Below are 26,361 nucleotides of genomic sequence, written 5' to 3'. Positions count from 1 at the left end.
TGTCGGCGCCATCGTGCTCGGCATGATCTAGAGACATCACCGACCGCATCACGGGATTGCCCGGCGGCGCCGGATCATCCGGCCGTCGAGCCTATTGCCGTGCTCAGAAATTCGAGCAGGACGATCCCGTGACGCCGCCGATCTTGAAGTCGTGGCAGACGAGACCGGGATTATCGGGATCGGGATAGCCGTCGTCCTTCTCGCGATCCGTATGACTGAAGCGCCAGCCCCGCATGCGCATGCAGCGCTTGTATTGCGCTGAGGTCACCGTGCCGTTCTGCGGCGCGCCGAGCTGCGCGTCGCAGAACGCGCTGTCGACATGCAGCGCATCGTCGCCGCGCTGCTGCTTCAGCATGTTGTTCCAGATGTCGGTGTCGGCGTGGGCTGGGATCGCGCAGCCGATCAGCAGCGCGGCGATGAGGCCTAAACGTTTCATGTTGGCTCTCCTTGCATGCGTCATCAGCCATCGGTCGCGTGCAAGCGAGAAGCAGGTTCGGTGCAGGACGATTACAAATTGGACAGGGGCAAGCTGCCACACTCCCCTGGAGGGGAGGGTAAAAGAAACGCTACGACCTTGCGCCCCACTGCCGTGATGTCGTGATCACCTTCTGCTGCCGCTCCTCGACGCGCGTCCAGTCGTTGCCGGAGCACCAGAAGTGGCCGAGCGCGCAGGCTTCGACGCGGAGCCTGCCGGAAGCCGTCAGCGTCATCGTCCCATAATAGGTGCTGCCGCTGGAACGGCTGTAGATGCTGCCGGTCCAGGCCTCGTGCGTTTTCGGCTTCATGTTGACGAGCACGCTTTCGCCCCGGCTCAAGGCTTCGGTCAGCGCATAGCCGCACAGCGCGGCGCCGCAGCGTTCGATGCGAACCGTGCCCTTGGCGCCGGCGCTCTCCCATTCGCCGAGCGGCGAATAAGCCGGCTCGTTATCGCTGACCTGGGCGATCGATGAAGTCTCGTCGGGCCTCGGAGCGACGGCCGTCGCCTCCATGCGCGGCGGATCGAGCAGGACGGTCTTCGGCGGATCCATGCGCGGCAGCTCAACTCTCGGCGGATCGGGGCTCGGCGCCTCGAGTCTTGGCGGCGGCAAGACAACGGGCTGCGATGTGGCAGCGGCCATGACGGGGGCGGGCGGCGCGGGCGGTGTCACGACGACGGCCGCTGGCGCCGGCCTGACCGGAGCTGCCGGACAAGCCGGTTGCGACGGCGCGACCGCGGGCGGCGGAGCAGATGTCGTGTCGACGTCGTTCGTCGGCCGGAACCTGCGATTGGATGAAACCGACACGCAGGAAGCAGACCGGCAATTCCGCGGCGCCTCGACATGAAACCGGTGGCCGCCGATCGAGAAGGTGTAGGAACCGGCTTGGGCTGACGACGCCATCGCCGCCAAAGCGATCAATGTGCCAAGCGATGTCGCAAGCCGCTTCATCGGTGCCTCCCTCTGTGTCGCGACGAGGTTACGCGGGCTGACTTGCCGCTGAATGTGCGCTGCCTCACCCAGCCGACGCGGTCCGTTGTGACGTCCATCACAGAAGGCGGGACAGGCCCGGCGTAGGATCGAACCACGCTTCATCCACCAGCGACACCAGTTCAGACCGGCACAATTTTCAGAGGTTGCCATGAACAAGCTCACCATCGCCGCCACCGCGCTCTTCCTCGCTTCGACCGCCGCCGCGCATGCCGGCAATTCGATTGCGTTCCAGATCGAAGGCCAGCACATCCGCATCGAGACGCCGCCCAACTGCGCCTCGCTCGATTGCGTGACGATCGTCGCACCGGGCCTGTCGGACAAGCCGATCAAGCTGAACAACATCAACCTCAAGGGCCTCGGCGGCTCCAAGGACGACGACGACACCACGCCAGCTCCGTCCACGACGACCGCGCAGCCCGCGCCGGCTCCGGTGCAGCAGCAGCCCGTGCAACAGGCGCCGCTGCAGGCGACCGCGCCGGCAGCGCCTGCTGTCGCCGCCCCCGCGGCGCCCGCCACGACGGTTGCCGCCGCTCCGGCCGCCGGCTACGACAACACCGCGCCGGTCACGGCTCCCGTTGCCGCGCCCGCACCGGTCGCGATTGCTCCCGCGCCCGCTCCGGCGCCGGTTGCTGCCGCGCCCGTGCAAGCCGCCAATACGCCGATCGGCGTCTGGGCGACCGAAGAGAACAAGGGCAATGTCCGCGTCGAACAGTGCGGCGCCAATCTCTGCGGTTACGCCGTGAAGTCCAACGAGCGCATCCTGATCAACATGAAGCCCGACGGCGCGAAGTGGAGCGGCCGCATCCACGATCCCGACTCCGGCCGCAACTACGACTCCATGATCGCGATGAAGGGCCCGAATGCGATGCGCGTGCAGGGCTGCGCCTTCGGCGGCATGTTCTGCGGCGGCCAGACCTGGAAGCGCGTGAGCTGACATCAACGATGTCATCCTCGACAGGTGCACAATGATCGTCATGCCCGGGCTTGTCCCGCCTGCGCGGCCGAAGCCGCTTCGGCGAGGAGAAGGCCCGGGCATCCACGTTCTCAGTACCGCGCGTCAAGGCGTGGATGGCCGGAACAAGTCCGGCCATGACGATCCGAGAGACACTGCGCCACAAGCAAGCAAACTCTATCCCCTCACCCTGAGGAGCCTGCGCAGCAGGCGTCTCGAAGGGCGAGGCCCGAATCAACAGCTGGGCCTCTATGGTTCGAGACGCGCGCAAGGGCGCGCTCCTCACCATGAGGGGAGAGAGCGCCGTTTGAACGTTCGCCCCGTCCATGCGACACATGTTCATCCGCCATTCAGCTAACCCCGGCTGATATCGGCCGATCTCGCCTCGCGCTCTCACCGGGACTTCCTCGTGACATCAATGGTGGCTTGGCGCCGCTTCGTCTTCGCGCTTCCGTTGCTGGCGTTGCCGCTGGCCGGCGCGAGCGTGGCGCTCGCATCCGATGCAATCGAGCTTGCGCAGGCCCAGCCCCAAGCGCAGCCAAATCCCACCCCGTCCCCGACGCCGTCGGCTTCACCTGCGCCCGCCACGGACGCGCAACCCGCTGCCGTCGAGCCGATCGGCAACGTCGCGACCGTGACGGGGGGTCCGCGACAAGAACTCGTATCCGCTGCGCGTGCGCGACGACATCTATCTCAACGACGTCGTGCAGACCTCGTCGAACTCCTCGCTCGGCATCACCTTCAACGACGCCACCACGTTCAACCTCTCCGCCAGCGCCAAGATCACCATCGACAATTACGTCTATGAGGACGGCGGCAAGCAAATTTCGGCGATCTTCGACATCGGCAAGGGCACCGTTGCCTTCGTTGCGGCAGCCGTGGCGAAGACCGGCGACATGAAGATCGCAACGCCGACCGCAACGCTCGGCATCCGCGGCACCACCGGCGTCGTCGACGTTCCCGAAGGCGCGGCGGCCAGTGCTGCGAATAACGTCAACATCAAGCTCTATCCCGACGCCGACGGCCGGGTCGGCCACATCGAGGTCAACGATCGCACCAGCGGCACGCGACTCGGCGCGTTGACGCAGGCCGCAAGCGGTTTTGCGATCCGCCCGGGCGCCGGAGGCACAGGCGGCATGCGCTTTGCCGCCGTGCCGATCACGATCGCTCCGCAGCAGATCACGCGCGACCGCGGCTTCGTCAGCCAGGTGCATCTGGCGCAGACCACGGGCCGGCAGATCGTCACCGAGCAGCGCGACTTCCGCCGTGCCAATCCGACCGCAATCAGCCGCATTCCGCGGCCGACCCAGCCACCGCAGCAGCAGCAATTGCGGCCGACGACAGCACCCGGTCAGCAGCCGCAGCGGCCGAACGGCCAGCCCGGCCAGAACAACCGTCCGGGCCAGCAGCAGCCGGGCACGCCGGGCCGCCAGGGCGCGCAGCCGCCGCAGCGGCAAGGACAAGGCGGCGCCGTGCAACCGGGTACGCCGCGCGCGGGCCAGGGTCAGCAGCAGCGAGGCCAGCAGCAGCAGGGCCAGCAGCAACCAGGTCAGCAGCAAGGTGCGGGACAGCCGGCAGGTGCGCCGCGTACTGGACAAGGCACGCAGCCCGGCGGCGCGTTGCAGACGCAGCCACAGCGAAACGGACAGACCCCGGCGCAGCCCGGCGGAGTCGTGCCGTCACAGCCGGGCACGGCGCCGCAGCCGCAAACGCCGCGCACCGGATTGCAGCCGGGCCAGCCGCCCGCGGCTCAGCAGCCAGGCGGCATCCAGCGCCAGGGCGGATTCCAGCAGCGCCTCCCCGCCGCGCAACGTCCCGCAGCACCGCGCAGACCGGCGCCCGCTCCGAAGGAGAAGAAAGAGCGGCGGTGAACGGTGCCTCCCCTCACCCTGAGGAGCTTGCGAAGCAAGCATCTCGAAGGGCGAGGCCACAGTCGGGCCGCATGGTTCGAGACGCGCGCGGTGCGCGCTCCTCACCATGAGGGCCGACGTCGAGTGCGCGGCCCTCTCCTCCGTCATTGCGAGCGAAGCGAAGCAATCCAGAATCTTTCCGCTGAGGGACTCTGGATTGCTTCGCTGCACTCGCAATGACGACTTGGAGGGAACTAAGGCTCCCACAAACTTGCTAGCTCGCGGATGTTTCCAAACTCGCGAGCAGAGCAGCGTGAAGACAATTTACGCCTCTCCCCGCAGCCAGGCCTTCACCTTCTGCAACAGCCCATGAGGCAGCTCGCCAACTGACGCGGCTTCGGCGGGCGTCAGCGTCTGCAAAGCTACATCGATGTCGTCGGTTGCTGGCGCCGGCTCGGGCACCGGCGTAGGCTCAAGCCCGGCCGCCGCGAGCGCGATCGGACCGACCTGCACCAGGAACGCGCGCTCATATTCACGCGACAGGCGCGCGAGCGCATCCTCCAGCGTGAGCCAGTCGACCGCCTTGATGTCGTTCATCAGCTTGCGAACGGGACCGCCCTCGGCCTCCATGCGCCAGAAATGCACGACCTTGGAGCGCCCTCCCGACTGGTAGACGAGCGTGCCGAGGAATTCGTGGATGGCCACATCGTGGCCGGTCTCTTCCAGCACCTCGCGGTGCGCGGCTTCCTTCGGCGTCTCGCCGTCGTCGAGCTTGCCCTTGGGCAAAACCCATTCGTTGCGCTTGCGCTGGCGCACGACCGCAACCAGCGGCGGTGCGCCACGCCGCAGCACAATACCACCCGCCGCCATCACCGGCGCCCGCGCCATCACAACATTCCGTGTCGATCCAATCGGCCCGCCGACGATATAGGCTGCCGACGCGGCGGATTGAAGGCTAGTTCTTCTTCAACAGCGCTTGACCTGCGCGAATGCGGGTGCCCTCGCCGATGCCGTCGCAGAAGTTGAAATCACCCGGCGCCAGGATGATGATGGTGGAGCCGTGCTCGAACCAGCCGAGTTCCTCGCCCTTGGTCACGTTGACGTCGCAGGGGAAATTGACCGGGCCGCGAGTCTGCGCGTTCAGCACCATGTCGAGGAAGTGCAGGCGGATGCTCGCGACCAGGATCGCGGCGACCGGCACCAGCGTCACGGCTTCGCCGGTCGACAAATGCGTGCGGATCACCGCGCGCTCGTTCTTGCAGAACAGACGCTCGACCCGCTTCAGCGCGATCGGGTTGACGTTCCAGACGTCGCCATGGATCAGCGTGACGCGCTCGATATGTGCATCATAGGGCGCATGGAAGCGGTGATACATGCTCGAGGTCAACCGCAGCGTGACGAAGCTTCCGTTGCGGTGCTGATCCACGAGCGCGGAGTCACCGAGCAGGTCGAGCAGCGAATAGGGCGCGCCCTTGACCTGGAACAGCTCGGTGTCGGCGATCCGGCCATGGGCGCCGACGATGCCGTCCGAGGGGCTGGCGACAATGGAGGGGTCGGGATCAAAGGGCCGCAGCCCCGGCTTGAGTTCCCGGGTGAAACAATCGTGCAGACTCCTAAAGTGGGTCTTGCGCGCCTCCGATAGATCGAGGTCGGAAAACAGCTTCCACAGCGCGATCGAGAAGTCCCTGACGAGCGGGTTCTCGATCTTGGAGAATCGGCCCATGAAGCGGGTCAGGGCCGCGCGGGGGATGCGGTTGGTCAACAGGAAGTTGAGGTCTTCCTGCTGGGTGAAAGAGGCAATGAGGGCTTTGACTGTCATGAATCTGTCAGCTCGCAGTATTAGCGCTTGTTGTCATGGAAACGACACTCCCGATTCTCTCATTTTCCGTGGCCGCCGCAGCGTCCGCTGCCGCCGCCTTCCCGAAGATCAAAGCGCGGATCGAACTGTCCCGCGCCAAGCACCGGTCGCTCGCCGGACACTCCAAGATGTCGCGCCGGGTGGCCAAGCTGCTCCCGTTCTACGAGTTCGAGGGCGACAAGTACTTCGGCTGCGACGGCGCGCCTGATAACGTGGTGCAGCAGCGCAAGGACGCCTTCTTCCGCCTCGCCAGCCTTTACGCCGAGCGCTACCCCAAGGGCCGCGCGATGACGAAGGAAGCGGCGGAAAAGATCTCCGACCTGCACTTCACCGAAACCTACCGCGTGCCGTTCCAGTTCTCGCGCCTCGTCCGCGAGCATCTGGGCACCTCGACCTTCATGGAATCGTCCAGCGGCGTCACCGTCACGGATGTCGACGGCAACACCTCCTACGACCTCACCGGATCCTACGGCGTCAACATCTTCGGCAACGACTTCTACAAGGAGTGCATCGAGGGCTCGGAGAAGCGCGCGCATGCACTCGGACCCGTGCTCGGCCCCTACCACCCCGTCATCCTCGAGAACGTGCAGCGGCTCTGCCAGATCTCGGGCCTCGACGAGGTCTCGTTCCACATGTCCGGCACCGAGGCCGTGATGCAGGCGGTGCGGCTGGCGCGCTACCACACCAAGCGCACCCATCTCGTCCGTTTCGCCGGCGCTTATCACGGCTGGTGGGGCGACGTGCAGCCCGGCGTCGGCAACCCCATTCCCGCGCACGAGACCTACACCCTCGCCGAGATGTCCGAGAAGACGCTGCACGTGCTGCGCACGCGCAAGGACATCGCCTGCGTCCTGGTCAATCCGTTGCAGGGCCTGCATCCGAACGGCAACGCGCCCGGCGATTCCTCGCTGGTCGATTCCTCCCGCGGCGGCAACTTTGACCGCGCGGCGTATACCGAGTGGCTCAAGAAGCTGCGCGAAGTCTGCACCGAGCGCGGCATCGCGCTGATCTTCGACGAGGTCTTCGTCGGCTTCCGTCTCGCCGCCGGCGGCGCCCAGGAGTACTTTGGCGTCAAGGCCGACATGGTGACCTACGGCAAGAGCCTTGCCGGCGGCCTGCCGGTCGGCGTCGTCTGCGGCAAGAAGGAATTGATGCGCCGCTTCCGCGACGATCGTCCCGCCGATATCTGCTTCGCCCGCGGCACCTTCAACTCGCACCCCTACGTCATGACGGCGATGGACGAGTTCTTGAGCCGCCTCGCCAGCCCGAACTTCCGTGCCATCTATGATGGGCTGGACGCTACCTGGAACGGCCGCGCGCAAAAGCTCAACCAGATGATGACCGACGCCGACCTGCCGGTGCGGTTCGCCAACTTCTCGTCGATCTGGACGGTGAAATACACCACCCCGTCCCGCTACAACTGGATGCTGCAATACTATCTGCGCGCCGAAGGCCTGTCGCTGAGCTGGGTCGGCACTGGCCGACTGATCTTCAGCCTGAACTACACCGACGCCGATTTCACCGAGGTCGCCGAGCGGTTCGTTCGCGCCGCCGAGAAGATGAAAGCCGACGGCTTCTGGTGGCACGACGGCGTGCTCACCAACAAGAATATCAAGCGGCAGATTTTGAAAGAGATGCTGGCCAAGCGTTTCGGGCGCTGAGGCTTTCTCACTCTTAACCCCGATCACCGCCCGCCCTTCTCCCTCGCCCCGCCCTTGTCCGCCGAAGCCTTGGCGAAGGCGGATGCGGGGCCGCGACGAGCTACGCTCGCGCTGAGAGGGTCGGGGTGAGGGGGAGTCTCCGCGCATGCGGTGAGAGTTGATCAACGATCCACTAGCAGCCCCCCCGCGGAGAGCCCCCCTCACCCGGCTTTGCGCTACGCGCAAATCCGACCTCTCCCCGCAAGCGGGGCGAGGTGAAGAGAGCGCTGGGCTCCGCTGAGTCACTTTAAAGGTATCCCCAAGACGTGGATGCCCGGCACGAGGCCGGGCATGACGTAACCATCAGACATCGGAGTGTTGTGTGAGAACAGCGCGCTCAGGCGTGCTGCTCTTCGAGCGTGGGCTCGGAGATCAAACCCAGCGTGTGCTCGGGGTTGAGGTGCAGGCCGGGATCCATCAGCTCGCCGCGCATCAGGGCGAGCGGCGCGCTACGATAGAGCATCAGGTCGTGGAAGGGATCGGTCAGGATCTTGGTCATCCAGACTAGGCCGGTCTCGACATCGCGGATGAAGAACAGGTGCACGGTGCGGAACAACAGACCGCCGCCGCCGATCACCAGCCAGATCTTGGCGACCTGCCGCATGAAATCGGTCGCGCTCGCCCAGGGCGTGAACAGGCCGAACAGCGTCGGATCGACAACCAGCACCAGCGGCGACAGCGCCCAGATCGCCATCAGCACCACTTTGCGCTGAAGGTTGTAGCCGACCTTGATGTCTTCCTTGTACTCGTGCGTCGCCTGGTTGATGTGGTCGTAATCGTGCGGCTCGAAGAAGAAGTGACCGGCCTGGCGCGAGGTCATCGACACCAGCCAGCCGACCAGCGCCGAGATCATGGGATCGACGAACAGCCAGACATAGGCGAAGAGAAAGCTCAGCGCGCTGACGAAGTGCAGGCTCTGATTGATGCGGCTGTGGTGATAGTAGCGATGGTCGTCCCAGCGCTGGATCCGCAGCTGCTCGAGATAATTCTTGATCATGCTCTCCCCCAAAATGCTTTCGGGTTCAGGATTTACAGGGATTCGATGTAGGCCGTGTGACATCATCATTTTGTCATGTGACGATGTGCAGCGGCGCGATGACGCACGTGTTACTCTCTCCCCTCATCCTGAGGAGCGCGGAACGCGCGTCTCGAAGGATGAAGGCCGAGCTGCATCAGCACGGGCCTTCATGGTTCGAGACGGCGCTTACGCGCCTCCTCACCATAAGGAGTGACGGTCAGGCTGCCTTGGCGACGTCGACCTTGCGGAAGCGCACCAGCGAGAAATGGCCGAGCGGCGGAATCAGGCGGCGCTCGGCGAGCTCGATGCCCTTGGCACCGGAGAGCCACTTCGCATAACGCGACCAGGCGAACTCGGCGGTGCGGAAGCCGAGCGGACGCACCACCGGCTGGAGCTTCTGCTCGATGAAGCGGCGCATGCCGGTATCGGCGCTGACGCGGGTGAGGATGATCAGCTCGCCGCCCGGGCGCAGCACGCGGGCGAATTCGTCGAGCGCCACTTCCGGGTTCGGCACGGCGGTGACGACATATTGCGCCATCACGACGTCGAAGGAATTGTCGGGGAATTCGAGCTTCTCGGCGTCCATCACCGCGAGGCCCTCGACATTCTTCAGATTGCCCTCGGTGACGCGCTGGCGCGCCTTGTCGAGCATCGCTTCCGAAATGTCGGTGCCGAAGATGCGCAGATGCGGCGCGTAGAGCGGCAGCGAGATGCCGGTGCCGACGCCGACCTCGAGCACACGGCCCCCGATCTTGTTGGTGGCCGCGATCGCGGCCTGCCGGCCCTTGGCGAACACGCCGCCGAACACGAGATCGTAGACGGGCGCCCAGCGGTCATAGGCCTGCTCAACCGTGCCACGGGTGAGGTCGAGCTGCTGGGTGCCGTCAAGGTTCATGATCTTAGCCATCGATGAGGTTCTCGCTGTGGGTCAAACGTTGCAGATCAGCCGCGCACCGGCCGCCGCGCCATGACCGGCGAGGCGCGCAGGATGCGGCTGGGCTGAAGTGAGGTGAGGTTTCCGACGAACTGCCGCGCGCTGTTTTCCCAGGAACGCTCCAGCGCGAAGTTACGGCAGGTCTCGCGCGACATGGTGAGCGCGCGGAGGCACGCGGTACGCAGATCATGGTCGATCGCGCCGATCGGATGATCGGCGATGACGTCCTTGGGGCCCGTCACCGGAAACGCCGCCACCGGCGTGCCGCAGGCGAGCGCCTCGAGTTGCACCACACCGAACGTGTCGGTCAGGCTCGGGAAGACGAAGACATCGGCGGCGGCGAGATGCGCGGTCAGATCCGCGCCCTTCTTCTCGCCGAGGAAGACGGCATCCGGATATTTCTTTTCGAGCGCCGCCTTCTGCGGGCCGTCGCCGACGACGACCTTGGTGCCGGGCATGTCGAGCGAGAGGAACGCTTCGAGGTTCTTCTCCACCGCGACGCGGCCCATGGTCATGAAGATCGGGCCCGGCAAATCGAGCTTGGCCGGGCTGTCTGGATGAAACAGCTCGGTGTTGACGCCGCGCGTCCAGAAGCCGAGCCGCTTGAAGCCGCGCTCGGAGAGCTCCTGCCGCAGCGAAGGCGTCGCCACCATGGTCATCGCGGCGGCATCGTGGAAGTGGCGCAGCACGGCATAGCCGACGGCATCAGGGATACCGGTCCGCACCGAGATGTATTCGGGAAAGCGCGTCGTGTAGGAGGTGGTGAAGGCAAGGCGGTTGCGGCGGCAATAAGCGCGCGCGGCCCAGCCGATCGGCCCCTCGGTCGCGATGTGCAGCGCTTCCGGCGCGGCCTTCTCGATCCGCCGCGCGATCTCCTTGCCGCTCGGCAGCGCGATGCGCAGGCCCGGATAGGTCGGTAGCGGCCAGGACCGAAAGCCGTCCGGGGTGAGGAAGTCGATCTCGACGTCGAGCGCCTTGGCCGCATTCGCCAGCGAGGTCAGCGTCCGGACCACACCGTTAACCTGCGGATGCCAGGCGTCAGTCGCGATTAATACCCGCATGGGGAAATCCCGAGAGTTTGATGATTCTCGGCTTAGGACCATCAACCACGGATATTTCAGGCGTGTGACGTCACAGAAGTGTCGGCCCGCTGTTTTGTTGGTTAACGGGTCCGCGCCGCCACGAAACCGTCATGAAACAAATCCTTTCCGCCATGAAACCGTTTTCGGTTTTCCGCGCAAAGCTCCCGAAACGTTTTGTCGTTAGTGATTTGGGCAACGGAGCACCGAAACGGTGCCGCGGTGGTCAAGAAACACCGATCAAACAGGGGCGATCAATGATCAATCTGGACACGTTCAAGACGTATTCGTGCGCCGTTGCGCTCAGCGCCGTCGCGATCTCCGCAATCGCATTTGCCGGTCCGGTGAAGGCTGCGCCCGTGCAGCTCTTCCCCTTCTTCCAGCCGCTGCCGCCGATGGCCGCGCCGCAGCCTTACCAGCCCTATCAGGCGACGCCTTACCAGGCCGCGCCGTCCGAGGATCAGGATGCGGTCGAGATGCCGGCGCGCTTCCGCCGCCAGACCGTCTCCTATGCGACGCGTGAGGCGCCGGGCACCATCATCATCGATACGCCCAACACCTATCTCTATTACGTGCTCGGCAACGGCCAGGCCGTTCGCTACGGCATCGGCGTCGGCCGCGACGGCTTCACCTGGTCCGGCGTACAGTCGGTGACCAAGAAGGCCGAGTGGCCGGATTGGACCCCGCCGCCGGAAATGATCGCCCGCCAGCCCTATTTGCCGCGCCACATGGCCGGCGGCCCCGGCAACCCGCTCGGCGCGCGCGCCATGTATCTCGGCGGCACCATCTACCGCATCCACGGCACTAACGCCCCCGACACGATCGGCAAGCACGTCTCGTCCGGCTGCATCCGCCTGACCAACGACGACGTCACCGACCTCTACTCCCGCGTCAACGTCGGCACCAAGGTGATCGTGCTGCCGATGACGGAACGCCGCGCGGATCTCGGCGCCGCAACGCGCTAACGCGACAGGACATTGTGACGCAAACGGCCCCGGAACCCACCGGGGCCGTTTTCGTTTGCATCATGCTCTCCGGGCGGCCTCGCCTGGAGAAGCACTGTTCGGAGGCGCGGATGCGATCACGCCTGCAAAGGTCGCCAGGTCCATGGCTGCGCTCGATCGTTGGTGCCGGCGCATTGACGCTGCTCCTGTCAGCGCCCCCTTCGCTCGCCCAGCAGCCGGCGAACGACGAGGCGGCCCAGCAGGCTTTCAACAATTCCTGTCGCACCTGCCACTCGGTGAAGGATGGCGACAATCGCCTCGGTCCCAATCTCAGCAAGATCGTGGGACGCAAGGCCGGCTCGCTGCCGGACTACAACTACTCTCCGTCGATGAAGGACGCCGGCTTCGTCTGGGACCGGGACAAGCTGACCCGCTTCATGGTCAAGCCGGATGAGGTCGTGTCCGGCAACAAGATGCAGCCCTATGGCGGCGTCTCCGCGGAGGACGCGGCTAGGGTGGTTGCGTATCTGCAGGCGACATCGGGTTCACAGTAGCGGGCCACGGTGCACCGCTGCATTTTGGTTTGCGATGCGATTGCGGCGCATCCTTCGAGACGCCCGCCTCCGGCGGGCTCCTCAGGATGAGGGCGGAGTGCGTGGCCGCAAATCTGTCCACAGTGCTTGCACCACGTCATGGATGCCAGTTAGCCTCATCCTGAGGAGACCGCGAAGCGGTCGTCTCGAAGGATGGGGCGGGCACGATGACAGAAGGCGCGTACCTCTACATTCTCAGATGCGTCGACGGCAGCTATTACATCGGCACGACGCGCACCGAGCTTGAGCTCAGAATCGCGCAGCACAACGCTGGCACGTTCGGCGGCTATACGAAGTCACGCAGGCCCGTGACCCTGGTCTTCTCGCAATGGTTCGACCGGATTACCGACGCGATCGAATGCGAGCGCAAGCTCAAGAAATGGAGCCGCGCCAAGAAGGAAGCCTTCATGCGCGGAGATTTTGCCGAGCTGCATGAATTGGCAAAGCGCGGATCTCATCATCCTTCGAGACGCCCACCCGCGGCGGGCTCCTCAGGATGAGGGCGGAGTGCGCGGCTCGAGGTTTTCCTCGAAGGACCTGCACTAACCTACGAAGCGCTAGTTAGCCTCATCCTGAGGAGCGCGCTCTTGCGCGCGTCTCGAAGGACGAGGCGTTCACACCGGCGGAAGCCGCTTACCGCTTACCGCGCCCGCCGCCGCTCCGCGATCAGCCTCAGCCATGCCGCTGAATGAAACGCGCTCATCAGCAGATACATCGGCACCATCCCACTCAGCACGGAGCCGTACCCGGCGGCACACAGCATGTCCGCCGGGCCGCCGAGCACGGCCGTCAGCACGGCCATGATCGCGAAGGTCGGCGTCGCCGCCAGAGCCAGCCATCTGGCGAGGTGGCGTGCGGCCACCACGCCATCGCGGCTCGCGCCGGTGGCCACGTTGGCGGGACTAGTCACGGCCTTCCGCGGCCTCGTCGCGAAAGGCCTTCTCGCCGGCCGTCGAGATCTCGACCCATTTCTTGTCGGGCGCAGCGCCTTCCGCGTAGCTGTCGTGCCAGTTCCACCATTTGTAGGTCGGCGTCTGCGGATAGCCCTTTGGCGAGTCCTCCCAGACCTCCTGGCGGCCGAGCGGCGTGATGTCGAGATAGTTCCAGGTGCCGCCCATCTGCTCGTCGCCGCGGCTCTTGATGAAGTAGGTGCGGAAGATGCGGTCGCCGTCGCGGTAGAACACGTTGGTGCCGTGCCATTCGTCGACGCCGAAATCGGCGTCGAAACTGTCGGTGACGGTGACCCAGGGCATGGTCCAGCCCATCCGCTGCTTCAGCCTGATGATGTCGGCCTGGGGCGCGCGCGAGGCGAACACGAGCGTGGTGTCGCGGGCGTTCAGATGCGAGACATGGGCGACCTGGTCGGCCACCATGGAGCAGCCCCGGCAGGCTTGATCGGGCCAGCCGAGCACGCCCGGCTCGAAGAAGGCCCGGTAGACGATCAGCTGCCGCCGGCCCTGGAACAGATCCACCAGACTGATCTTGCCGCCGGGCCCCTCGAACGCATAGGTTTTGGTGACTTCCATCCACGGCATGCGCCGGCGCTCGGCGGCGAGGGCGTCGCGGGTACGGGTATGCGCCTTTTCCTTCACGAGCAGTTGCTGACGGGCGGCCTCCCAGTCCTGCGGCGACACCACCGGCGGTGTTTGCATGGCGGCCTGTCCGTTAGTTCCTGCGTTGTCTGCTGATGTCATCATGGCTCTCCATTCCTCTTGCCCGGGCGGTCATTCCGCGTCGCGCTACGACGGACGCGGAACCGCTCGACCCTCACCGCACATTGTCGGTCGTCAACGATTTCTGGCACCAAGCGGTTGCGCGGAGGGAGTAACAAGTGTGGCGGGATTTGAATGGACTCGCTGATCACGGCCGCCGCGCGCGCGCTTGAGGCCGGCGATCCGCTCGGCGCGCTGAACCGCGTTGCGCTGCGCAACGATGCACCGTCGCTGGCGCTACGCGGCATCGCGATGGCGCAGCTCGGCGATCTCGCGAAGGCGAAGACGCTGCTGCGGAGCGCTGCGCGCGCGTTCGGTCCGAGAGAGGCGGTGGCGCGCGCAAGATGCGTGGTGGCCGAAGCCGAGATCGCGCTCGTCTCGCGCGACCTGAGCTGGCCGGTGAAAACGCTCGCAGCGGCCCGCGCGACGCTCGAACAGCACGGCGATCTCGCCAATGCAGCTCATGCAGGCCACATCGAGGCGCGCCGCCTCCTCCTCGTCGGGCAGCTCGACGAAGCCGAGCGCACGCTGGCCGAGCTCAGCCCCTCCCCGCTCCCGCCTGCCTCTCAGGTCGTCCGCGAGCTCGTGGTCGCCGGCATCGCCATCAGACGACTGAGAGCGAAAGATGCGCGCGCGGCGCTCAACCGCGCGGCTCACGCAGCGCGGCAGGCGAAGATCCCGGCGCTCGTGGCCGAGGTCGACAACGCGAACCTGATCCTCGACACGCCGGCGGCGCGCCTGATCGCGCGCGGCAGCGAGCATCCGTTGTTGCTCGGGGAGGTCGAGAGACTGGCGACCTCGACGGCGCTCGTCGTGGACACCTTTCATCATGCCCTGCGCAGGCAAGGCCGCGTCGTATCGCTCGGAACGCGCCCGGTGCTGTTCGCGCTCGCCCGCCTCCTGGCGCAGGCATGGCCCGCCGATGTCTCGCGAGAGGCGCTGATATCAGGCGCGTTCCGGGCGAAGCACGCCGACGAATCGCATCGCGCGCGGTTGCGCGTGGAGATCGGGCGGCTCCGCACCCAGCTCAAGCCGCTGGCCGACATCAGCGCGACGAAGCAGGGTTTTGTGCTGGCGCCGCGCAAGACGCGCGACGTCCTCGTGCTGGCACGTCCCGTCGAGGAGAAGCACGCCGCGGTGCTCGCCGTCCTCTCCGACGGCGAGCCCTGGTCAAGCTCGGCGCTCGCGCTGGCGCTGGGGACGAGCGCCCGCACCGTGCAGCGGGCCCTCGAAGAGCTGGCGCGGTCGAACAAGGTGCAATCGTTCGGACACGGCCGGGCACGGCGCTGGATGACCCCGCCCGTCCCGGGTTTCCCGACAGGCTTGTTACTCCCCGGACCGCTCCTGAAGGCGTAAGTTGGATCACATCAGAGGGATCAAGCACATGAAGCGTTCCGCCGCCGAGATCGTCAGGGAGTACGGACCTTTTGCGGGTGTCGAGGCCGTGCATGGCGTCACCTACGACGGCACCCATGTCTGGTTCGCATCCGGCGACAAGCTGAATGCGGTCGATCCGGCCAACGGCAAGATCGCACGCTGCATCGATGTCGCCGCGCATGCGGGGACGGCGTTCGACGGCCGGCACCTGTTCCAGATCGCCGAGGATCGCATCCAGAAGATCGACGCCGCCACCGGCAAGGTGATCAGCACGATTCCGGCCCCGGGCGGCGGCGGCGATTCCGGATTGGCCTGGGCGGAGGGCTCGCTGTGGGTCGGTCAGTATCGCGAGCGCAAGATCCATCAGGTCGATCCGGAGACGGGAAAGATCCTCCGCACCATCGAAAGCAAGCGCTTCGTGACCGGCGTCACCTGGGTCGACGGCGAGCTCTGGCATGGCACCTGGGAGGGCGAGGAAAGCGATTTGCGGCGGATCGATCCCGAGACCGGCAAGGTGCTGGAGCAGCTCGACCTGCCCGCCGGGACGATGGTGTCAGGATTGGAGTCCGACGGCGGCGACCGCTTCTTCTGCGGCGGTGGCGATCGCGGCAATGTGAGGGCGGTTCGCCGCCCGCGGCGCAGCTAAGGTGCGCGATGACGGATGCGCGGCACCGATGCTGCCGCAACCGTTAATCTGTTCGCCCCAATTCCACCCCACCGGTGCGCTCTAGCGCCCCCCTCGCCTGCCCTGTAGACTTCCGACCCTGGGTGGCTTGGGGGATTGATGCGACTGACGCTGAACTTGAAGACTGTCCTGATCGCCGTGGCGGTGCTCGCGGCGTCGTTTTTCGTCAGCCTGAAGGCGATGGACTGGCTGTCGCCGCGCGCGGCGACGACTGCGCCGCCGGTCGCGCAATTGCCGCCGCTGCCGCCGGTCGCGAAGAGTTCGATCGTGGTGGCGCCGGTGGCGATCGCGATATCGGCGATCCGCGAACAGGCCGAGAAAGCCGCGCCGCGCAATTTCGCCGGCAAGGCCGATAATCCAATCTCGCAGATCCTGGAGAATGCCGACATCGGCTGGTCCGCCGTGCGCGGGCCGATGGCGGCTGCCGGCGACAAGGACGTGCTGACGATCTCGACGCCGCTCAATGGCAAGCTGAACGTGACGGGCTCGCTGTCGTCGAAAGCCACCGGCGCGCTCGGCGACGCGCTCGGCAGCGTGCTCGGCGGCGACGCAGCGAAACGGATCGGCGCGGTCAACATCAAGAATTTGAACGCCAGCGCCGAGATCAAGGGCAACGTGGTCGTCACCTCGCGCCCGAAGCTCGCGGCCAATTGGCATCTCGAGCCAAATCTCGGCGCCCAGGTCAATCTCGGCGACACCAACCTCAACGTCTCCGGCGCCAAGGTCAACGTGCCGGCGCAGGTGAAGCCGCTGATCGACAAGAATGTCGGCGAGCAGATCAACATCGTCTCCGAGCGCATCCGCAACGATCCCTCGCTGCGCGAGAATGCGAAGCTGCAATGGGCCAAGGCCTGCCGCTCGATCCCGCTGCAGGGCTCGGGCTCCTCGGCCTCGCTGCCGCCGCTCTGGCTCGAGATGAAACCGACCCGTGCCATCGCGGCGCAGCCGCGCGTCGACGCGCAGAACGTGACGCTGCTGCTCGGCCTTGAGCTCGAGACGCGCGTGACCTCGACGTCGACCAAGCCGGACTGTCCCTTCCCCGACAAGATCTCGATCGTGCCGCCGACCGGCACCGGCGTGAACATCGGCGTGCCGATCGACGTGCCCTTCACCGAGATCAACAAGCTGATCGCGGCGCAGATGGTCGGCCACACCTATCCCGAGGACGGCTCCGGCCCGGTCGACGTCACCGTGAAAGGCGTCAACGTGGTGCCGTCAGGCGATCGTCTCCTGATCTCGCTGCTGGTGCGTGCCAAGGAGAAGAAGAGCTGGCTCGGTCTCGGCGCCGAAGCGACCGTGCACATCTGGGGCCGGCCGATGCTCGACCAGGCGCAGCAGACGCTGCGGCTCGCCGACATCCAGCTCGCGGTGGAATCCGAGGCCGCCTTCGGCCTGCTCGGCGCGGCCGCACGCGCGGTGGTGCCGCAGATGCAGCAGGCCTTGGTGCAGAAGGCGACGCTCGATCTGAAGCCGATCGCCGCCAATGCGCGCGAGAAGATCGCGGCCGCGATCGCCGACTACCAGAAGAGCGAGGATGGCCTCAAGGTCGACGCCAAGATCGACAGCCTGACCCTCGCCGACATCGCCTTCGATTCCAAGACGCTGCGCATCGTCGCCGAAGCCGGCGGCTCGCTGAACGTCTACGTGACGAAGCTGTCGGGGATGTAGCGCGTCTTCACTCGCCGGACCCGCGCGCGTCGCTTGCGCCGCTGGCATTCTCGTCGGAGGATGCTAAGCTGTTTCTCGCAACCTCGAACGAGGTGCTGACAGCACTGCAGGGGACAACGCGAGGACAACATGGAAGCCGGCATGGTCACGCCTGCGCCGGCGCTGGTGCGCTTTTCCGGCATTCAGAAGACCTACGATGGCGAGCACCTCGTGGTGAAGAACCTCGATCTCGAAATCAGGAAGGGCGAGTTCGTCACCCTGCTCGGTCCGTCGGGCTCGGGCAAGACGACCACGCTGATGATGCTGGCCGGCTTCGAGGTTCCAACCCATGGCGAAATCTACCTCGCCGAACGGCCGATCAAGAACGTGCCGCCGCATAAGCGCGACATCGGCATGGTGTTCCAGAACTATGCCTTGTTCCCGCACCTGACGATCGCGGAGAATATCGCCTTCCCGCTATCCGTTCGCAACACGGCCAAGGCCGAGGCGCAGGAACGCGTCAACGCGGCGTTGCGCATGATCAAGATGGAAACCCTGGCGCACCGGCGGCCCGGGCAGCTGTCCGGCGGTCAGCAGCAGCGCGTGGCGCTGGCCCGCGCGCTGGTTTTCAATCCGCAGCTCGTGCTGATGGACGAGCCCCTGGGCGCCCTCGACAAGCGCCTGCGGGAGCAGATGCAACTGGAAATCAAGCAGCTGCACGAGACGATGGGCATCACCGTCGTCTACGTCACCCACGATCAGAGCGAAGCGCTCACCATGTCGGATCGCATCGCCGTGTTCAACGACGGCATCGTGCAGCAGATCGACCGGCCCGACGCGCTGTACGAGCATCCGGTGAACAGCTTCGTCGCTCACTTCATCGGTGAGAACAACGTGCTGTCCGGCACCGTCGAGACGATCGAGAAGGACTATTGCCGCGTCACGCTGGCTGGTGGCGGCGCCGTGACCGCACGGGCGGTCAATGTATCCGGCGCGGGCGCGTCGACCTCCCTGTCGGTGCGGCCGGAGCGGATCGCCATCATCCCGGACGGCACCTCCAGCGAGGGACCGAACCGGCTGCCGGCGAAGGTGCAGAACACCATCTATCTCGGCGACCACGCACTGGCCGTGCTCGATGTCGCCGGCAACGGGGAGTTCATGGTCAAGCTTCAGCCGGGGACGCATGACGGATTGAGACATGGCAGTCTAAGATCTGGTGAAAGCGTATTCATCACCTTCCGTCCCGAGGACTGCCTGGCCCTCGATCCCGTCTGATCCGGACCGGCATCGATCAACCTCAACGCAACGCAGATGAAGAAGGAACAAGGACCATGCTGAAGCGCAAGACTGGCAAGATTGCTCTGGGGTTCGCCGTGGCGTTCAGCGCCAGCGCCGCGCTGGCCACGGTCGCGCAGGCGCGTGACCTCACCGTCGTGTCGTGGGGCGGCGCCTATCAGGATGCCCAGAAGAGGGTCTATTTCGAGCCGTTCAAGAAAGCAGCCGGCGTCGCGATGAACGACGAGTCCTGGGACGGCGGCGTCGGCGTGCTGCGCGCCAAGGTGCAGGGTGGTGCCGCCACCTGGGACCTCGTCCAGGTCGAGAGCGACGAACTCGCGGTCGGCTGCGAGGAAGGCCTGTTCGAGAAGATGGATTATTCCAAAATCGGCGGCGAGGCCGCCTATATACCGCCGTCGGTCAATCCCTGCGGCGTCGGCGCCATCCTCTACGATTTCGTTCTCGGCTACGACAAGGACAAGCTGAAGGACGCCCCCAACGGCTGGGCCGACTTCTTCGACACCAAAAAGATTCCGGGCAAGCGCGCCTTGCGTCAGGGCCCGAAGACCACGCTGGAGATCGCCCTCATGGCCGACGGCGTCGCACCGAAGGACGTCTACAAGGTGCTGGCGACCGACGAGGGCGTCGAGCGCGCGTTCAAGAAGCTGGACACCATCAAGGGCGACATCGTCTGGTGGAAGGCCGGCGCCCAGCCGCCGCAATTGCTCGCCTCCGGCGAGGTGGCGATGACCTCGGTCTACAATGGCCGCATCGACACCGCGAACAAGAACGACAAGAAGAATTTTGGCATCGTATGGGACGGAGCGCTCTTCACCCTCGACAGCTGGGTCATCCTGAAGGGCAGCCCGAACAAGGACGCGGCCTACAAGTTCCTGGACTTCGCGGGCAAGGCGGAGAACCAGTCAAAGCTGTCGCAGAACATCGCCTATGGCACCTCGAACAAGGACGCAGCCGCCCTCCTCGCGCCCGCCGTTCTCAAGGACCTGCCGACAGCGCCTGACAACATCAAGAACGCGGTCGAGATCAACGTTGGCTTCTGGCTCGAGAACATCGACCGCCTGACCGAGCGCTTCAACAAATGGGCCGCGAAATAGCGCGCCCCACCAGGCTCGACCAATGACGGCCTCGCTCCTGACCGGCGCCAATGCGTCGACCGAGGTGCCGCTCAAGCGCCGATTGCGGCGTGCGGAGCGGACACGTCAGGTCAAGGCATTGGCGCTGGTGCTGCCGCTTCTCGTCTTCCTGCTCTTCACCTTCGCAGGCCCGATCGCCGGCATGCTGTGGCGCGCGGTCGATGACCGCGAGGTGCGTCAGGTTCTGCCGCAAACCATCGCTGCTCTCGCCAGCTGGGAAGGCAAGGACCTGCCGGATGAAAAGGCCTTTGCAGCGCTGGCAAGCGACATCCTGGCGGCGCGCGCTTCCGGCATCATCGCCATCGCGGCCAAGCGGCTCAATTACGCCCTGAACGGTTTTCGTACGATCCTGACCAGCACGGCACGTAATCTGAAGGCGCAGCCGGAGCCCGGCACCGCCAGGGAGACACTGGGCAAGATCAACCCGGCCTGGCGCGAACGGGCCACCTGGACGACGATCAAGGATGCCGGTGGCCCGGTGACCGGATTCTATCTGCTGGCGGCGCTCGACCTGACGCGGAACGTCGATGGTGCGATCGTCGCGGCCGCATCAGACCAGGCGATCTACCGCAACGTCTTCGCCCGCACCTTCCTCATCAGCTTCAGCGTCACGGTACTCTGCCTGATCCTCGCCTTCCCGGTCGCTTACCTACTGGCAACGCTGCCGCCGGGCCGGTCGAACCTGCTGATGATCTTCGTCCTGCTGCCGTTCTGGACGTCGCTTCTGGTCCGCACCTGCGCCTGGATCGTCTTGTTGCAGAGCAAGGGCGTCGTGAACGACAGCCTGCACTGGCTTGGCATCATCGACGAGCCGTTGCGGCTGATCTACAACCGCTTCGGTGTCTGCGTGGCCATGACCCACGTTCTCCTGCCGTTCATGATCCTGCCGCTGTATAGCAGCATGAAAGCGATCTCGCCTGCGTACATGCGTGCCGCCGCCTCGCTCGGCGCGCCACCGACCACTGCCTTCCTGCGGATCTACCTGCCTCAGACCCTGCCCGGCATCGGCGCGGGAAGCCTGCTCGTCTTCATCCTGGCGCTCGGCTACTACATCACACCGGCCCTCGTCGGCGGCGCCGCCGATCAGATGATCAGCTACTTCATCGCGCTCTACACGACCGAGACGGCCAATTGGGGCCTTGCTTCGGCGTTGGGAGCGGTGCTGCTGCTGGCCACTCTTTTGCTCGCTCTCGTCTACGGCAAGCTGGTGCAGGGGCAGCAGGTCACGGGAGGAATGAAGAATTGAGCGATCATTCTTCCCTCCGCACGCCCAGCCAGCGTATCGCGTGGACCGCGACCATCGTCATCTCCACGCTGGTGTTCATCTTCCTGATCGCGCCGATCCTTGCGATCATGCCGCTGTCCTTCAGCTCGGGCTCGTACCTCACCTATCCGCTGCCGGGCCTCTCCTTGCGCTGGTACGACGACTTCATCAATTCGCCGCGCTGGATGAATTCGCTGAAGAACAGCATGATCATCGGCGTCGCCTCGACCCTGCTGTCGATGGTGCTTGGCACGCTGGCTGCGCTGGGGCTGGCGCAGTGGAAGAGCCGGTTCAAACCGCTCGTGCTGGCTTTCGTGCTGTCGCCGGTCGTCGTGCCCGGCGTCATCACCGCGGTCGGCCTGTATTTCTTCTTCGCGCCGATCGGACTGACCGGCAGTTATCTCGGCTTGATCCTGGCCCACACCGCGCTGGCGACGCCCTTTGTGGTGATCACGGTCGGCGCGACGCTGCAAAGCTTCGACACCAATCTGGCACGCGCCGCCGCCTCACTCGGCGCCTCGCCGCTTTATGCGTTCCGCCGCGTGATCCTGCCGCTGATCCTGCCCGGCTTGGCGTCGGGTGCGCTGTTCGCCTTCGCGACCAGCTTCGATGAGGTGGTGATCGTGCTGTTCATGGCAGGCCCGGAGCAGCGCACGCTGCCGCGCGAGATGTTCAGCGGCATTCGCGAGAACATCAGTCCGACCATTACGGCGGCGGCGGTGATCTTGACGACAGTATCGGTCATCCTCCTCGCGACTTTGGAAGGCCTGCGCCGGCGCAACGAACGGCTCAAGGGCAGCAGCGCCTGAAAGGCGTCTTTCTTCCTTCTCCCCTTGTGGGAGAAGGTGGCGCGAAGCGCCGGATGAGGGGTTACCTCCGCAAGTACGAATGCAAGATGGGTACGTGCGGAGAGAGACCCCTCGCCCGTCTCGCCGCTACGCGGCGAGCCACTCTCTCCCACAAGGGGAGAGGGTAAGAACACCGCAGCCCCCTACTTATTTCTCACGCCACCTCACACATCCCCGGCTTTGCCCCCGCGACCGATTGTCGCTAGAACAGTCCCCGCAACAAAACCCAAACAACAACACAGGGAGAAACATATGCAAAAACTCATCGCCGCCGTCGCGGCCGGTCTTGCTCTCGCCGCCACATCAGGCACGGCCCACGCGCAGATCTCAGACGACGTCGTCAAGATCGGCGTGCTCACGGACATGTCGAGCCTCTATGCGGACGCGACCGGCAAGGGCTCGCTCGCCGCCGTCGAGATGGCGGTTGCCGATTACGGCGCCAAGGTCGCGGGCAAGCCGGTACAGGTGGTCGCCGCCGATCACCAGAACAAGCCCGACGTCGGCGTCAACATCGCCCGCAACTGGTACGACAACGACAAGGTCGACGCGATCTTCGACGTGCCGACATCCTCGGTGGCACTGCCGATCTCGGCGCTGACGCGCGAGAAGAACAAGATCAACATCAACTCCGGCGGCGGGTCATCGGATATCACCGGCGTCGCCTGCTCGCCCAACACCGTGCACTGGACCTACGACACCTATGCGCTGTCGAATGTCGCCGGCAAGGCGATGGTGAAGCGCGGCGAGGACACCTGGTTCTTCGTCACCGCCGACTACGCCTTCGGCATGGCGCTGCAGCGCGACGCCGCCAACGTGGTCAAGGAGAGCGGCGGCAAGGTGCTCGGCGAGGTCCGCCATCCGCTCAATTCCTCGGACTTCTCGTCCTTCCTGCTGCAGGCCCAGGCCTCCAAGGCCAAGGTGGTCGCGCTGGCGAATGCCGGCGGCGATACCACCAACGCGCTGAAGCAGGCGGCCGAATTCGGTCTCGTTCAGGGTGGCCAGAAGATGATCGCGCTGCTCCAGGAGATCACCGACACCCATTCGCTCGGCATCAAGGCGACGCAAGGCCTGATCGTCACCGACGCGTTCTACTGGGACATGAACGAGGAGACGCGCGCCTTCTCGAAGCGGTTCAACGAGAAGGTCGGTCATATGCCGACCATGATCCAGGCCGGTCTCTACTCGGCGACCATGCACTATCTGAAGGCGATCGAGGCCATCAAGACCGACGAGGCGCCGAAGGTGATGGAGCAGATGCGCAAAACCCCGGTCAACGACTTCTTCGCCAGGAACGGCAAGATCCGCATCGACGGCCGCATGGTGCACGACATGTATCTGTTCGAGGTGAAGAAGCCGGAGGAGTCCAAGGGTGAGTGGGACCTCTACAAGCTGATCGCCACCGTCCCCGGCGACGAAGCCTTCCGTCCCCTCGACAAGGGCGGCTGCCCGCTGGTGACGCACTGAACGTCTTCTCCCTCTCCCCGCTTGCGGGGAGAGGATTGGGGTGAGGGGGAGTCTCCGCGGGGACGGCGCCAGTTGGGCTCGTCGAGACTCCCCCTCACCCGGATTGCATCTTCGATGCAATCCGACCTCTCCCCGCAAGCGGGGCGAGGTGAAAGACGAAAGACACGACAGCGCACCCGGTGAAAACCGGGCGCGCCTCGTTTCGGCCGTCACGTGAGCAGCATTACTCCGAGTACTTGAACTCGGGCATGTTCTTCAGCTCGTCCTTGCTGGCATTGAACACGGCGTGGTCCGGATACCATTTCGACGTGGACGAGGCGGTCGTAGCCGTCGTGGTCGTCGTGGTCTTCTCGGTGCCGGTCGCAGCGCCAGTGGTCGTGGTCGCCGCAGGCTTCGCGCCGGTGCCGGTGTAGGCGACGGCCTCGTTGACGAACTTCAGCTTCTCGTAGGGGACGGCGACCAGATGCTCGCCCATGCCGAGGAAGCCGCCGACGCCGATCACGGCAATCTTGATGTTGCCGCTCTTGTCCATCAGCAGGTCGTTGATCGAGCCAATGTTCTCGTTGGCGTCGTTGTAGATCTTCAGGCCCGACATCTTCGAGGCACGCCACTCGCCCGACGCGGTCGTCGTCGTCGTTGTGGTGGTGGTGGCCGCGGGCGCCGCCTTGTCGGTGGTGGCCGTCGGGTTTTGCGCGAACGCAACGGTCGCAAGCAGTGCGGTGCCGGCAAGGCCGGCGGCGATCGATTTCATCAACATTGTTGTCCTCTCCTTCAGCAGAAAGCTTATGCGGAGAGAACAGCGGCGATCATCCGCAGTTCCTTTTCTGCGGCAATTTCGTCACGCGATGATGGCGCTGCGCTGCGACGAAAGTTCCTGCGTCACTCAGGAACGTTCGATGAGGAACGTTCCTGATGCACAGTTCCCCGCCGACGATCATGCGCCCTGGGTGAAGCACGATCGCGGCGAGGAACGCGCCGACCTGCGTCGCTCAGGTCAGCTCTTGAAGTCGATCAGAAGTGCGGAGAAATCCGAACCGCCGAATGAGCTGCCGCTGGCGCCGTAGGACGCGCTCGACGATTGCGACTGCTGGAGCGCCTGGAGGAATTGCTGGAGAATGTCCGCCGTGGTCGTGTTGGTCGACGTGCTGCTGGTCGAGTCCGTCGAGGACGAATCCGACGAGCTGTCATCCGGCGGCGGACCGGGCGGCGGTCCGCCCGCACCACCGGGACCACCCGGACCACCGGGACCGCCGGCGCCGCCTGGCCCCTTGGCGAAAGCGGACTGAAACACGTTCTTCAGTTCGTCCGCCTGGTCCGAGGTCAGCGTCCCGTTCGACACTTCGTTGGCGATGAGATCGTCGATCTTCGACTTCATCTCGTCCTTGGAAGGACGCGTGCCACTCGACTGATCGCTGGATCGGCTCGACTGCAAGGCGGTGTCGATGTCGGTCAGCGCGGTCGAGAGCGCCGACTGGTCCGACGACGAGATCGTGCCGTCGGAAACGTCCGATTGCAATTGCTGCTGAAGCCGCTGCAGGGGCGACTGGTAGTTACCGGCGGAGGCCGCCGAAATCGAGGTCATAATGGCTCCGTGGCTTTTGCGGGGTTTCGTAAGCGACACCGCCACGGTATGGTTAGCGGCCTTAACGAGACCTTGCCGCTTCCCTGCCCGGGTATTGCCTGCTGTTGCGCCCGGACAGTCAGAAACAATCCGAAACAAAAATCTTCGCCTTTTGGCCCGAATCTTGGACAAACAAAGCGCATGGCCAATCCCAACATCCTGGTCGTCGAGGACGACCGCGAAACCCGGACGTTGATTGCAAAGTACCTGCGCAACAACGCCTGCAACGTCACCACCGTGAGCGATGGCCGGGAGATGTCGCGTGCCTTGGCCGATCACAGGGTCGACCTCATCATCCTCGACGTCATGCTGCCCGGCGAGGACGGCCTGAGCCTGTGCCGCAAGGTACGCTCGGAGGCGCAGACGCCGATCATCATGCTGACCGCGCGCGGCGAGGACGTCGATCGCATCGTCGGCCTCGAGATGGGCGCGGACGACTATCTGCCAAAGCCGTTCAACCCGCGCGAGCTGCTCGCGCGCATCAACGCGGTGCTACGCCGCCAGGTCGCAGCCCAGGCGGCAAGCTCGATCGAGGGCGCCTCCACGCTCGTCTTCGAGGGCTGGCGCATCGATCTGCGCCTGCGCGAATTGCGCAATCCGGAAGGCGCGCGCGTCGCGGTGACCAGCGCCGAGTTTGATCTGCTACGGACGTTCTGCGAACGGCCCGGCCGCGTGCTGTCGCGCGACAGCCTGCTCGACCTCACGCAAGGGCGCAACACCGGCTCGTTCGAACGCTCGATCGACGTGCTGGTCAGCCGCATCCGTCGCAAGATCGAGCCCAATCCGGCCGATCCCACCATCATCAAGACGGTGCGCTCCGGCGGCTATCTGTTCACGCCCAGAACCGAAGCGGCCGGGACTGAAGCAGCTGGCAACGAAGCGGTCGCGGCGACCCTGAGCAGTTAGTGGAGCGGTCG

Annotated in this window: 25 protein-coding genes and 1 pseudogene; 15 read left to right on the top strand and 11 right to left on the bottom strand. The window is 65.2% G+C overall.

Annotated features, from left to right (window positions below):
* Window positions 1-103: 103 nt before the first annotated feature.
* The gene (locus AB7Z56_RS09115; RefSeq protein WP_063981519.1) at window positions 104-436 is read right to left on the bottom strand and encodes a hypothetical protein; all 333 of its coding nucleotides are present in this window, start codon (window positions 434-436) and stop codon (window positions 104-106) included.
* A 130-nt stretch (window positions 437-566) separates the two neighbouring features.
* Entirely contained in the window at window positions 567-1,427 is an 861-nt protein-coding gene (locus AB7Z56_RS09110; protein ID WP_063981518.1) for a DUF2147 domain-containing protein, read from the bottom strand.
* Between the two features lie 190 nt (window positions 1,428-1,617).
* Here AB7Z56_RS09110 and AB7Z56_RS09105 point away from each other — a divergent pair, with 190 nt between their 5' ends.
* Both AB7Z56_RS09105 and AB7Z56_RS09100 read left to right on the top strand, forming a co-directional pair.
* A complete protein-coding gene (locus tag AB7Z56_RS09105) occupies window positions 1,618-2,403 on the top strand; it encodes a DUF2147 domain-containing protein (RefSeq protein WP_283017507.1) in 786 nt (261 codons plus the stop codon).
* Between the two features lie 436 nt (window positions 2,404-2,839).
* Window positions 2,840-4,292: pseudogene (locus tag AB7Z56_RS09100) on the top strand (FecR domain-containing protein).
* A gap of 303 nt (window positions 4,293-4,595) precedes the next feature.
* Here AB7Z56_RS09100 and AB7Z56_RS09095 read toward each other — a convergent pair.
* Entirely contained in the window at window positions 4,596-5,159 is a 564-nt protein-coding gene (locus AB7Z56_RS09095; protein WP_063981515.1) for an NUDIX hydrolase, read from the bottom strand.
* A gap of 67 nt (window positions 5,160-5,226) precedes the next feature.
* Window positions 5,227-6,090 (bottom strand): archaetidylserine decarboxylase, encoded by an 864-nt coding sequence (gene asd / locus AB7Z56_RS09090; RefSeq protein ID WP_063981514.1) that lies wholly within the window; start codon window positions 6,088-6,090, stop codon window positions 5,227-5,229.
* Window positions 6,091-6,125: 35 nt separating this feature from the next.
* On the opposite strand from asd, the gene AB7Z56_RS09085 reads away from it, so the two are divergent.
* Window positions 6,126-7,790 (top strand): aminotransferase class III-fold pyridoxal phosphate-dependent enzyme, encoded by a 1,665-nt coding sequence (locus AB7Z56_RS09085; protein WP_063981513.1) that lies wholly within the window; start codon window positions 6,126-6,128, stop codon window positions 7,788-7,790.
* 376 nt (window positions 7,791-8,166) lie between these two features.
* On the opposite strand, the gene AB7Z56_RS09080 is transcribed toward AB7Z56_RS09085, so the two are convergent.
* The 3 genes from AB7Z56_RS09080 to AB7Z56_RS09070 all read right to left on the bottom strand — a co-directional run bounded on the left by AB7Z56_RS09080 (window position 8,167) and on the right by AB7Z56_RS09070 (window position 10,842).
* Window positions 8,167-8,826, bottom strand: coding sequence for a hypothetical protein (locus tag AB7Z56_RS09080; protein ID WP_014492925.1), 660 nt, complete (start codon window positions 8,824-8,826; stop codon window positions 8,167-8,169).
* A gap of 238 nt (window positions 8,827-9,064) precedes the next feature.
* A complete protein-coding gene (locus tag AB7Z56_RS09075) occupies window positions 9,065-9,754 on the bottom strand; it encodes a class I SAM-dependent methyltransferase (RefSeq protein WP_063981512.1) in 690 nt (229 codons plus the stop codon).
* Window positions 9,755-9,789: 35 nt separating this feature from the next.
* A complete protein-coding gene (locus AB7Z56_RS09070; protein ID WP_063981511.1) occupies window positions 9,790-10,842 on the bottom strand; it encodes a glycosyltransferase family 4 protein in 1,053 nt (350 codons plus the stop codon).
* 275 nt (window positions 10,843-11,117) lie between these two features.
* Here AB7Z56_RS09070 and AB7Z56_RS09065 point away from each other — a divergent pair, with 275 nt between their 5' ends.
* The 3 genes from AB7Z56_RS09065 to AB7Z56_RS09055 all read left to right on the top strand — a co-directional run bounded on the left by AB7Z56_RS09065 (window position 11,118) and on the right by AB7Z56_RS09055 (window position 12,897).
* Window positions 11,118-11,825, top strand: coding sequence for a L,D-transpeptidase (locus AB7Z56_RS09065; RefSeq protein WP_063981510.1), 708 nt, complete (start codon window positions 11,118-11,120; stop codon window positions 11,823-11,825).
* Between the two features lie 110 nt (window positions 11,826-11,935).
* On the top strand, window positions 11,936-12,358 hold the full coding sequence (locus AB7Z56_RS09060; protein ID WP_063986139.1) for a c-type cytochrome: 423 nt from the start codon (window positions 11,936-11,938) through the stop codon (window positions 12,356-12,358).
* Between the two features lie 206 nt (window positions 12,359-12,564).
* Window positions 12,565-12,897 (top strand): GIY-YIG nuclease family protein, encoded by a 333-nt coding sequence (locus AB7Z56_RS09055; RefSeq protein ID WP_063981509.1) that lies wholly within the window; start codon window positions 12,565-12,567, stop codon window positions 12,895-12,897.
* Between the two features lie 140 nt (window positions 12,898-13,037).
* Here AB7Z56_RS09055 and AB7Z56_RS09050 read toward each other — a convergent pair whose 3' ends face one another.
* Together AB7Z56_RS09050 and AB7Z56_RS09045 are read right to left on the bottom strand one after the other, a co-directional pair.
* The gene (locus tag AB7Z56_RS09050; RefSeq protein ID WP_063981508.1) at window positions 13,038-13,307 is read right to left on the bottom strand and encodes a hypothetical protein; all 270 of its coding nucleotides are present in this window, start codon (window positions 13,305-13,307) and stop codon (window positions 13,038-13,040) included.
* Complete coding sequence (locus AB7Z56_RS09045; protein WP_063981507.1) at window positions 13,300-14,094, bottom strand: DUF899 domain-containing protein; 795 nt, start codon at window positions 14,092-14,094, stop codon at window positions 13,300-13,302. Before AB7Z56_RS09045 ends, AB7Z56_RS09050 begins: the two co-directional genes overlap by 8 nt.
* Window positions 14,095-14,244: 150 nt before the next feature.
* Between AB7Z56_RS09045 and AB7Z56_RS09040 the strand changes: the two genes are divergently transcribed.
* The 8 genes from AB7Z56_RS09040 (at window position 14,245) to AB7Z56_RS09005 (ending at window position 23,823) form a co-directional block, all read left to right on the top strand.
* On the top strand, window positions 14,245-15,465 hold the full coding sequence (locus AB7Z56_RS09040) for a hypothetical protein (protein WP_063981506.1): 1,221 nt from the start codon (window positions 14,245-14,247) through the stop codon (window positions 15,463-15,465).
* 28 nt (window positions 15,466-15,493) lie between these two features.
* Window positions 15,494-16,132: a Vgb family protein gene (locus AB7Z56_RS09035; protein WP_063981505.1), complete on the top strand. Its 639-nt coding sequence runs from the start codon at window positions 15,494-15,496 to the stop codon at window positions 16,130-16,132.
* Window positions 16,133-16,270: 138 nt separating this feature from the next.
* Entirely contained in the window at window positions 16,271-17,839 is a 1,569-nt protein-coding gene (locus AB7Z56_RS09030; protein WP_063981504.1) for a DUF4403 family protein, read from the top strand.
* A 129-nt stretch (window positions 17,840-17,968) separates the two neighbouring features.
* Complete coding sequence (locus tag AB7Z56_RS09025) at window positions 17,969-19,093, top strand: ABC transporter ATP-binding protein (protein ID WP_063981503.1); 1,125 nt, start codon at window positions 17,969-17,971, stop codon at window positions 19,091-19,093.
* Between the two features lie 56 nt (window positions 19,094-19,149).
* The gene (locus AB7Z56_RS09020) at window positions 19,150-20,208 is read left to right on the top strand and encodes an ABC transporter substrate-binding protein (protein WP_063981502.1); all 1,059 of its coding nucleotides are present in this window, start codon (window positions 19,150-19,152) and stop codon (window positions 20,206-20,208) included.
* A gap of 22 nt (window positions 20,209-20,230) precedes the next feature.
* A complete protein-coding gene (locus tag AB7Z56_RS09015; protein ID WP_441256190.1) occupies window positions 20,231-21,493 on the top strand; it encodes an ABC transporter permease in 1,263 nt (420 codons plus the stop codon).
* Window positions 21,490-22,320: an ABC transporter permease gene (locus tag AB7Z56_RS09010; RefSeq protein WP_063981501.1), complete on the top strand. Its 831-nt coding sequence runs from the start codon at window positions 21,490-21,492 to the stop codon at window positions 22,318-22,320. The genes AB7Z56_RS09015 and AB7Z56_RS09010 overlap by 4 nt, the downstream gene beginning before the upstream one ends.
* Before the next feature lie 291 nt (window positions 22,321-22,611).
* Entirely contained in the window at window positions 22,612-23,823 is a 1,212-nt protein-coding gene (locus AB7Z56_RS09005; protein WP_028156330.1) for an ABC transporter substrate-binding protein, read from the top strand.
* A gap of 223 nt (window positions 23,824-24,046) precedes the next feature.
* Here the strand turns inward: AB7Z56_RS09005 and AB7Z56_RS09000 are convergent, their stop codons facing one another.
* A complete protein-coding gene (locus tag AB7Z56_RS09000; protein ID WP_063981500.1) occupies window positions 24,047-24,580 on the bottom strand; it encodes a PRC-barrel domain-containing protein in 534 nt (177 codons plus the stop codon).
* 237 nt (window positions 24,581-24,817) lie between these two features.
* On the bottom strand, window positions 24,818-25,405 hold the full coding sequence (locus AB7Z56_RS08995) for a hypothetical protein (protein ID WP_063981499.1): 588 nt from the start codon (window positions 25,403-25,405) through the stop codon (window positions 24,818-24,820).
* Between the two features lie 180 nt (window positions 25,406-25,585).
* Here AB7Z56_RS08995 and AB7Z56_RS08990 point away from each other — a divergent pair, with 180 nt between their 5' ends.
* On the top strand, window positions 25,586-26,350 hold the full coding sequence (locus AB7Z56_RS08990; protein WP_063981498.1) for a response regulator: 765 nt from the start codon (window positions 25,586-25,588) through the stop codon (window positions 26,348-26,350).
* Window positions 26,351-26,361 lie beyond the last annotated feature (11 nt).

It is taken from the genome of Bradyrhizobium sp. 482_C4_N1_8 (genome assembly GCF_052075965.1).
GTDB classification, from domain to species: Bacteria; Pseudomonadota; Alphaproteobacteria; order Rhizobiales; family Xanthobacteraceae; genus Bradyrhizobium; species Bradyrhizobium barranii.
The sequence above is the reverse complement of the archived record's forward strand: the minus strand, read 5'-3'. Positions and strand labels throughout refer to the sequence as shown.

Excerpts from the sequence above, each read along its gene's own strand:
- AB7Z56_RS09020 (WP_063981502.1), top strand. The coding sequence starts at position 19,150 with ATGCTGAAGCGCAAGACTGGCAAGATTGCTCTGGGGTTCGCCGTGGCG.
- AB7Z56_RS09065 (WP_063981510.1), top strand. The coding sequence starts at position 11,118 with ATGATCAATCTGGACACGTTCAAGACGTATTCGTGCGCCGTTGCGCTC.
- AB7Z56_RS09110 (WP_063981518.1), bottom strand. The coding sequence starts at position 1,427 with ATGAAGCGGCTTGCGACATCGCTTGGCACATTGATCGCTTTGGCGGCG.
- AB7Z56_RS09075 (WP_063981512.1), bottom strand. The coding sequence starts at position 9,754 with ATGGCTAAGATCATGAACCTTGACGGCACCCAGCAGCTCGACCTCACC.
- AB7Z56_RS09085 (WP_063981513.1), top strand. The coding sequence starts at position 6,126 with ATGGAAACGACACTCCCGATTCTCTCATTTTCCGTGGCCGCCGCAGCG.
- AB7Z56_RS09055 (WP_063981509.1), top strand. The coding sequence starts at position 12,565 with ATGACAGAAGGCGCGTACCTCTACATTCTCAGATGCGTCGACGGCAGC.
- AB7Z56_RS09080 (WP_014492925.1), bottom strand. The coding sequence starts at position 8,826 with ATGATCAAGAATTATCTCGAGCAGCTGCGGATCCAGCGCTGGGACGAC.
- AB7Z56_RS09025 (WP_063981503.1), top strand. The coding sequence starts at position 17,969 with ATGGAAGCCGGCATGGTCACGCCTGCGCCGGCGCTGGTGCGCTTTTCC.
- AB7Z56_RS09070 (WP_063981511.1), bottom strand. The coding sequence starts at position 10,842 with ATGCGGGTATTAATCGCGACTGACGCCTGGCATCCGCAGGTTAACGGT.
- AB7Z56_RS09035 (WP_063981505.1), top strand. The coding sequence starts at position 15,494 with ATGAAGCGTTCCGCCGCCGAGATCGTCAGGGAGTACGGACCTTTTGCG.
- AB7Z56_RS09015 (WP_441256190.1), top strand. The coding sequence starts at position 20,231 with ATGACGGCCTCGCTCCTGACCGGCGCCAATGCGTCGACCGAGGTGCCG.
- AB7Z56_RS09005 (WP_028156330.1), top strand. The coding sequence starts at position 22,612 with ATGCAAAAACTCATCGCCGCCGTCGCGGCCGGTCTTGCTCTCGCCGCC.
- AB7Z56_RS09095 (WP_063981515.1), bottom strand. The coding sequence starts at position 5,159 with ATGGCGCGGGCGCCGGTGATGGCGGCGGGTGGTATTGTGCTGCGGCGT.
- AB7Z56_RS08995 (WP_063981499.1), bottom strand. The coding sequence starts at position 25,405 with ATGACCTCGATTTCGGCGGCCTCCGCCGGTAACTACCAGTCGCCCCTG.
- AB7Z56_RS09105 (WP_283017507.1), top strand. The coding sequence starts at position 1,618 with ATGAACAAGCTCACCATCGCCGCCACCGCGCTCTTCCTCGCTTCGACC.
- AB7Z56_RS09000 (WP_063981500.1), bottom strand. The coding sequence starts at position 24,580 with ATGTTGATGAAATCGATCGCCGCCGGCCTTGCCGGCACCGCACTGCTT.
- AB7Z56_RS09040 (WP_063981506.1), top strand. The coding sequence starts at position 14,245 with ATGGACTCGCTGATCACGGCCGCCGCGCGCGCGCTTGAGGCCGGCGAT.
- AB7Z56_RS08990 (WP_063981498.1), top strand. The coding sequence starts at position 25,586 with ATGGCCAATCCCAACATCCTGGTCGTCGAGGACGACCGCGAAACCCGG.
- AB7Z56_RS09030 (WP_063981504.1), top strand. The coding sequence starts at position 16,271 with ATGCGACTGACGCTGAACTTGAAGACTGTCCTGATCGCCGTGGCGGTG.
- asd (WP_063981514.1), bottom strand. The coding sequence starts at position 6,090 with ATGACAGTCAAAGCCCTCATTGCCTCTTTCACCCAGCAGGAAGACCTC.
- AB7Z56_RS09060 (WP_063986139.1), top strand. The coding sequence starts at position 11,936 with ATGCGATCACGCCTGCAAAGGTCGCCAGGTCCATGGCTGCGCTCGATC.
- AB7Z56_RS09115 (WP_063981519.1), bottom strand. The coding sequence starts at position 436 with ATGAAACGTTTAGGCCTCATCGCCGCGCTGCTGATCGGCTGCGCGATC.
- AB7Z56_RS09045 (WP_063981507.1), bottom strand. The coding sequence starts at position 14,094 with ATGATGACATCAGCAGACAACGCAGGAACTAACGGACAGGCCGCCATG.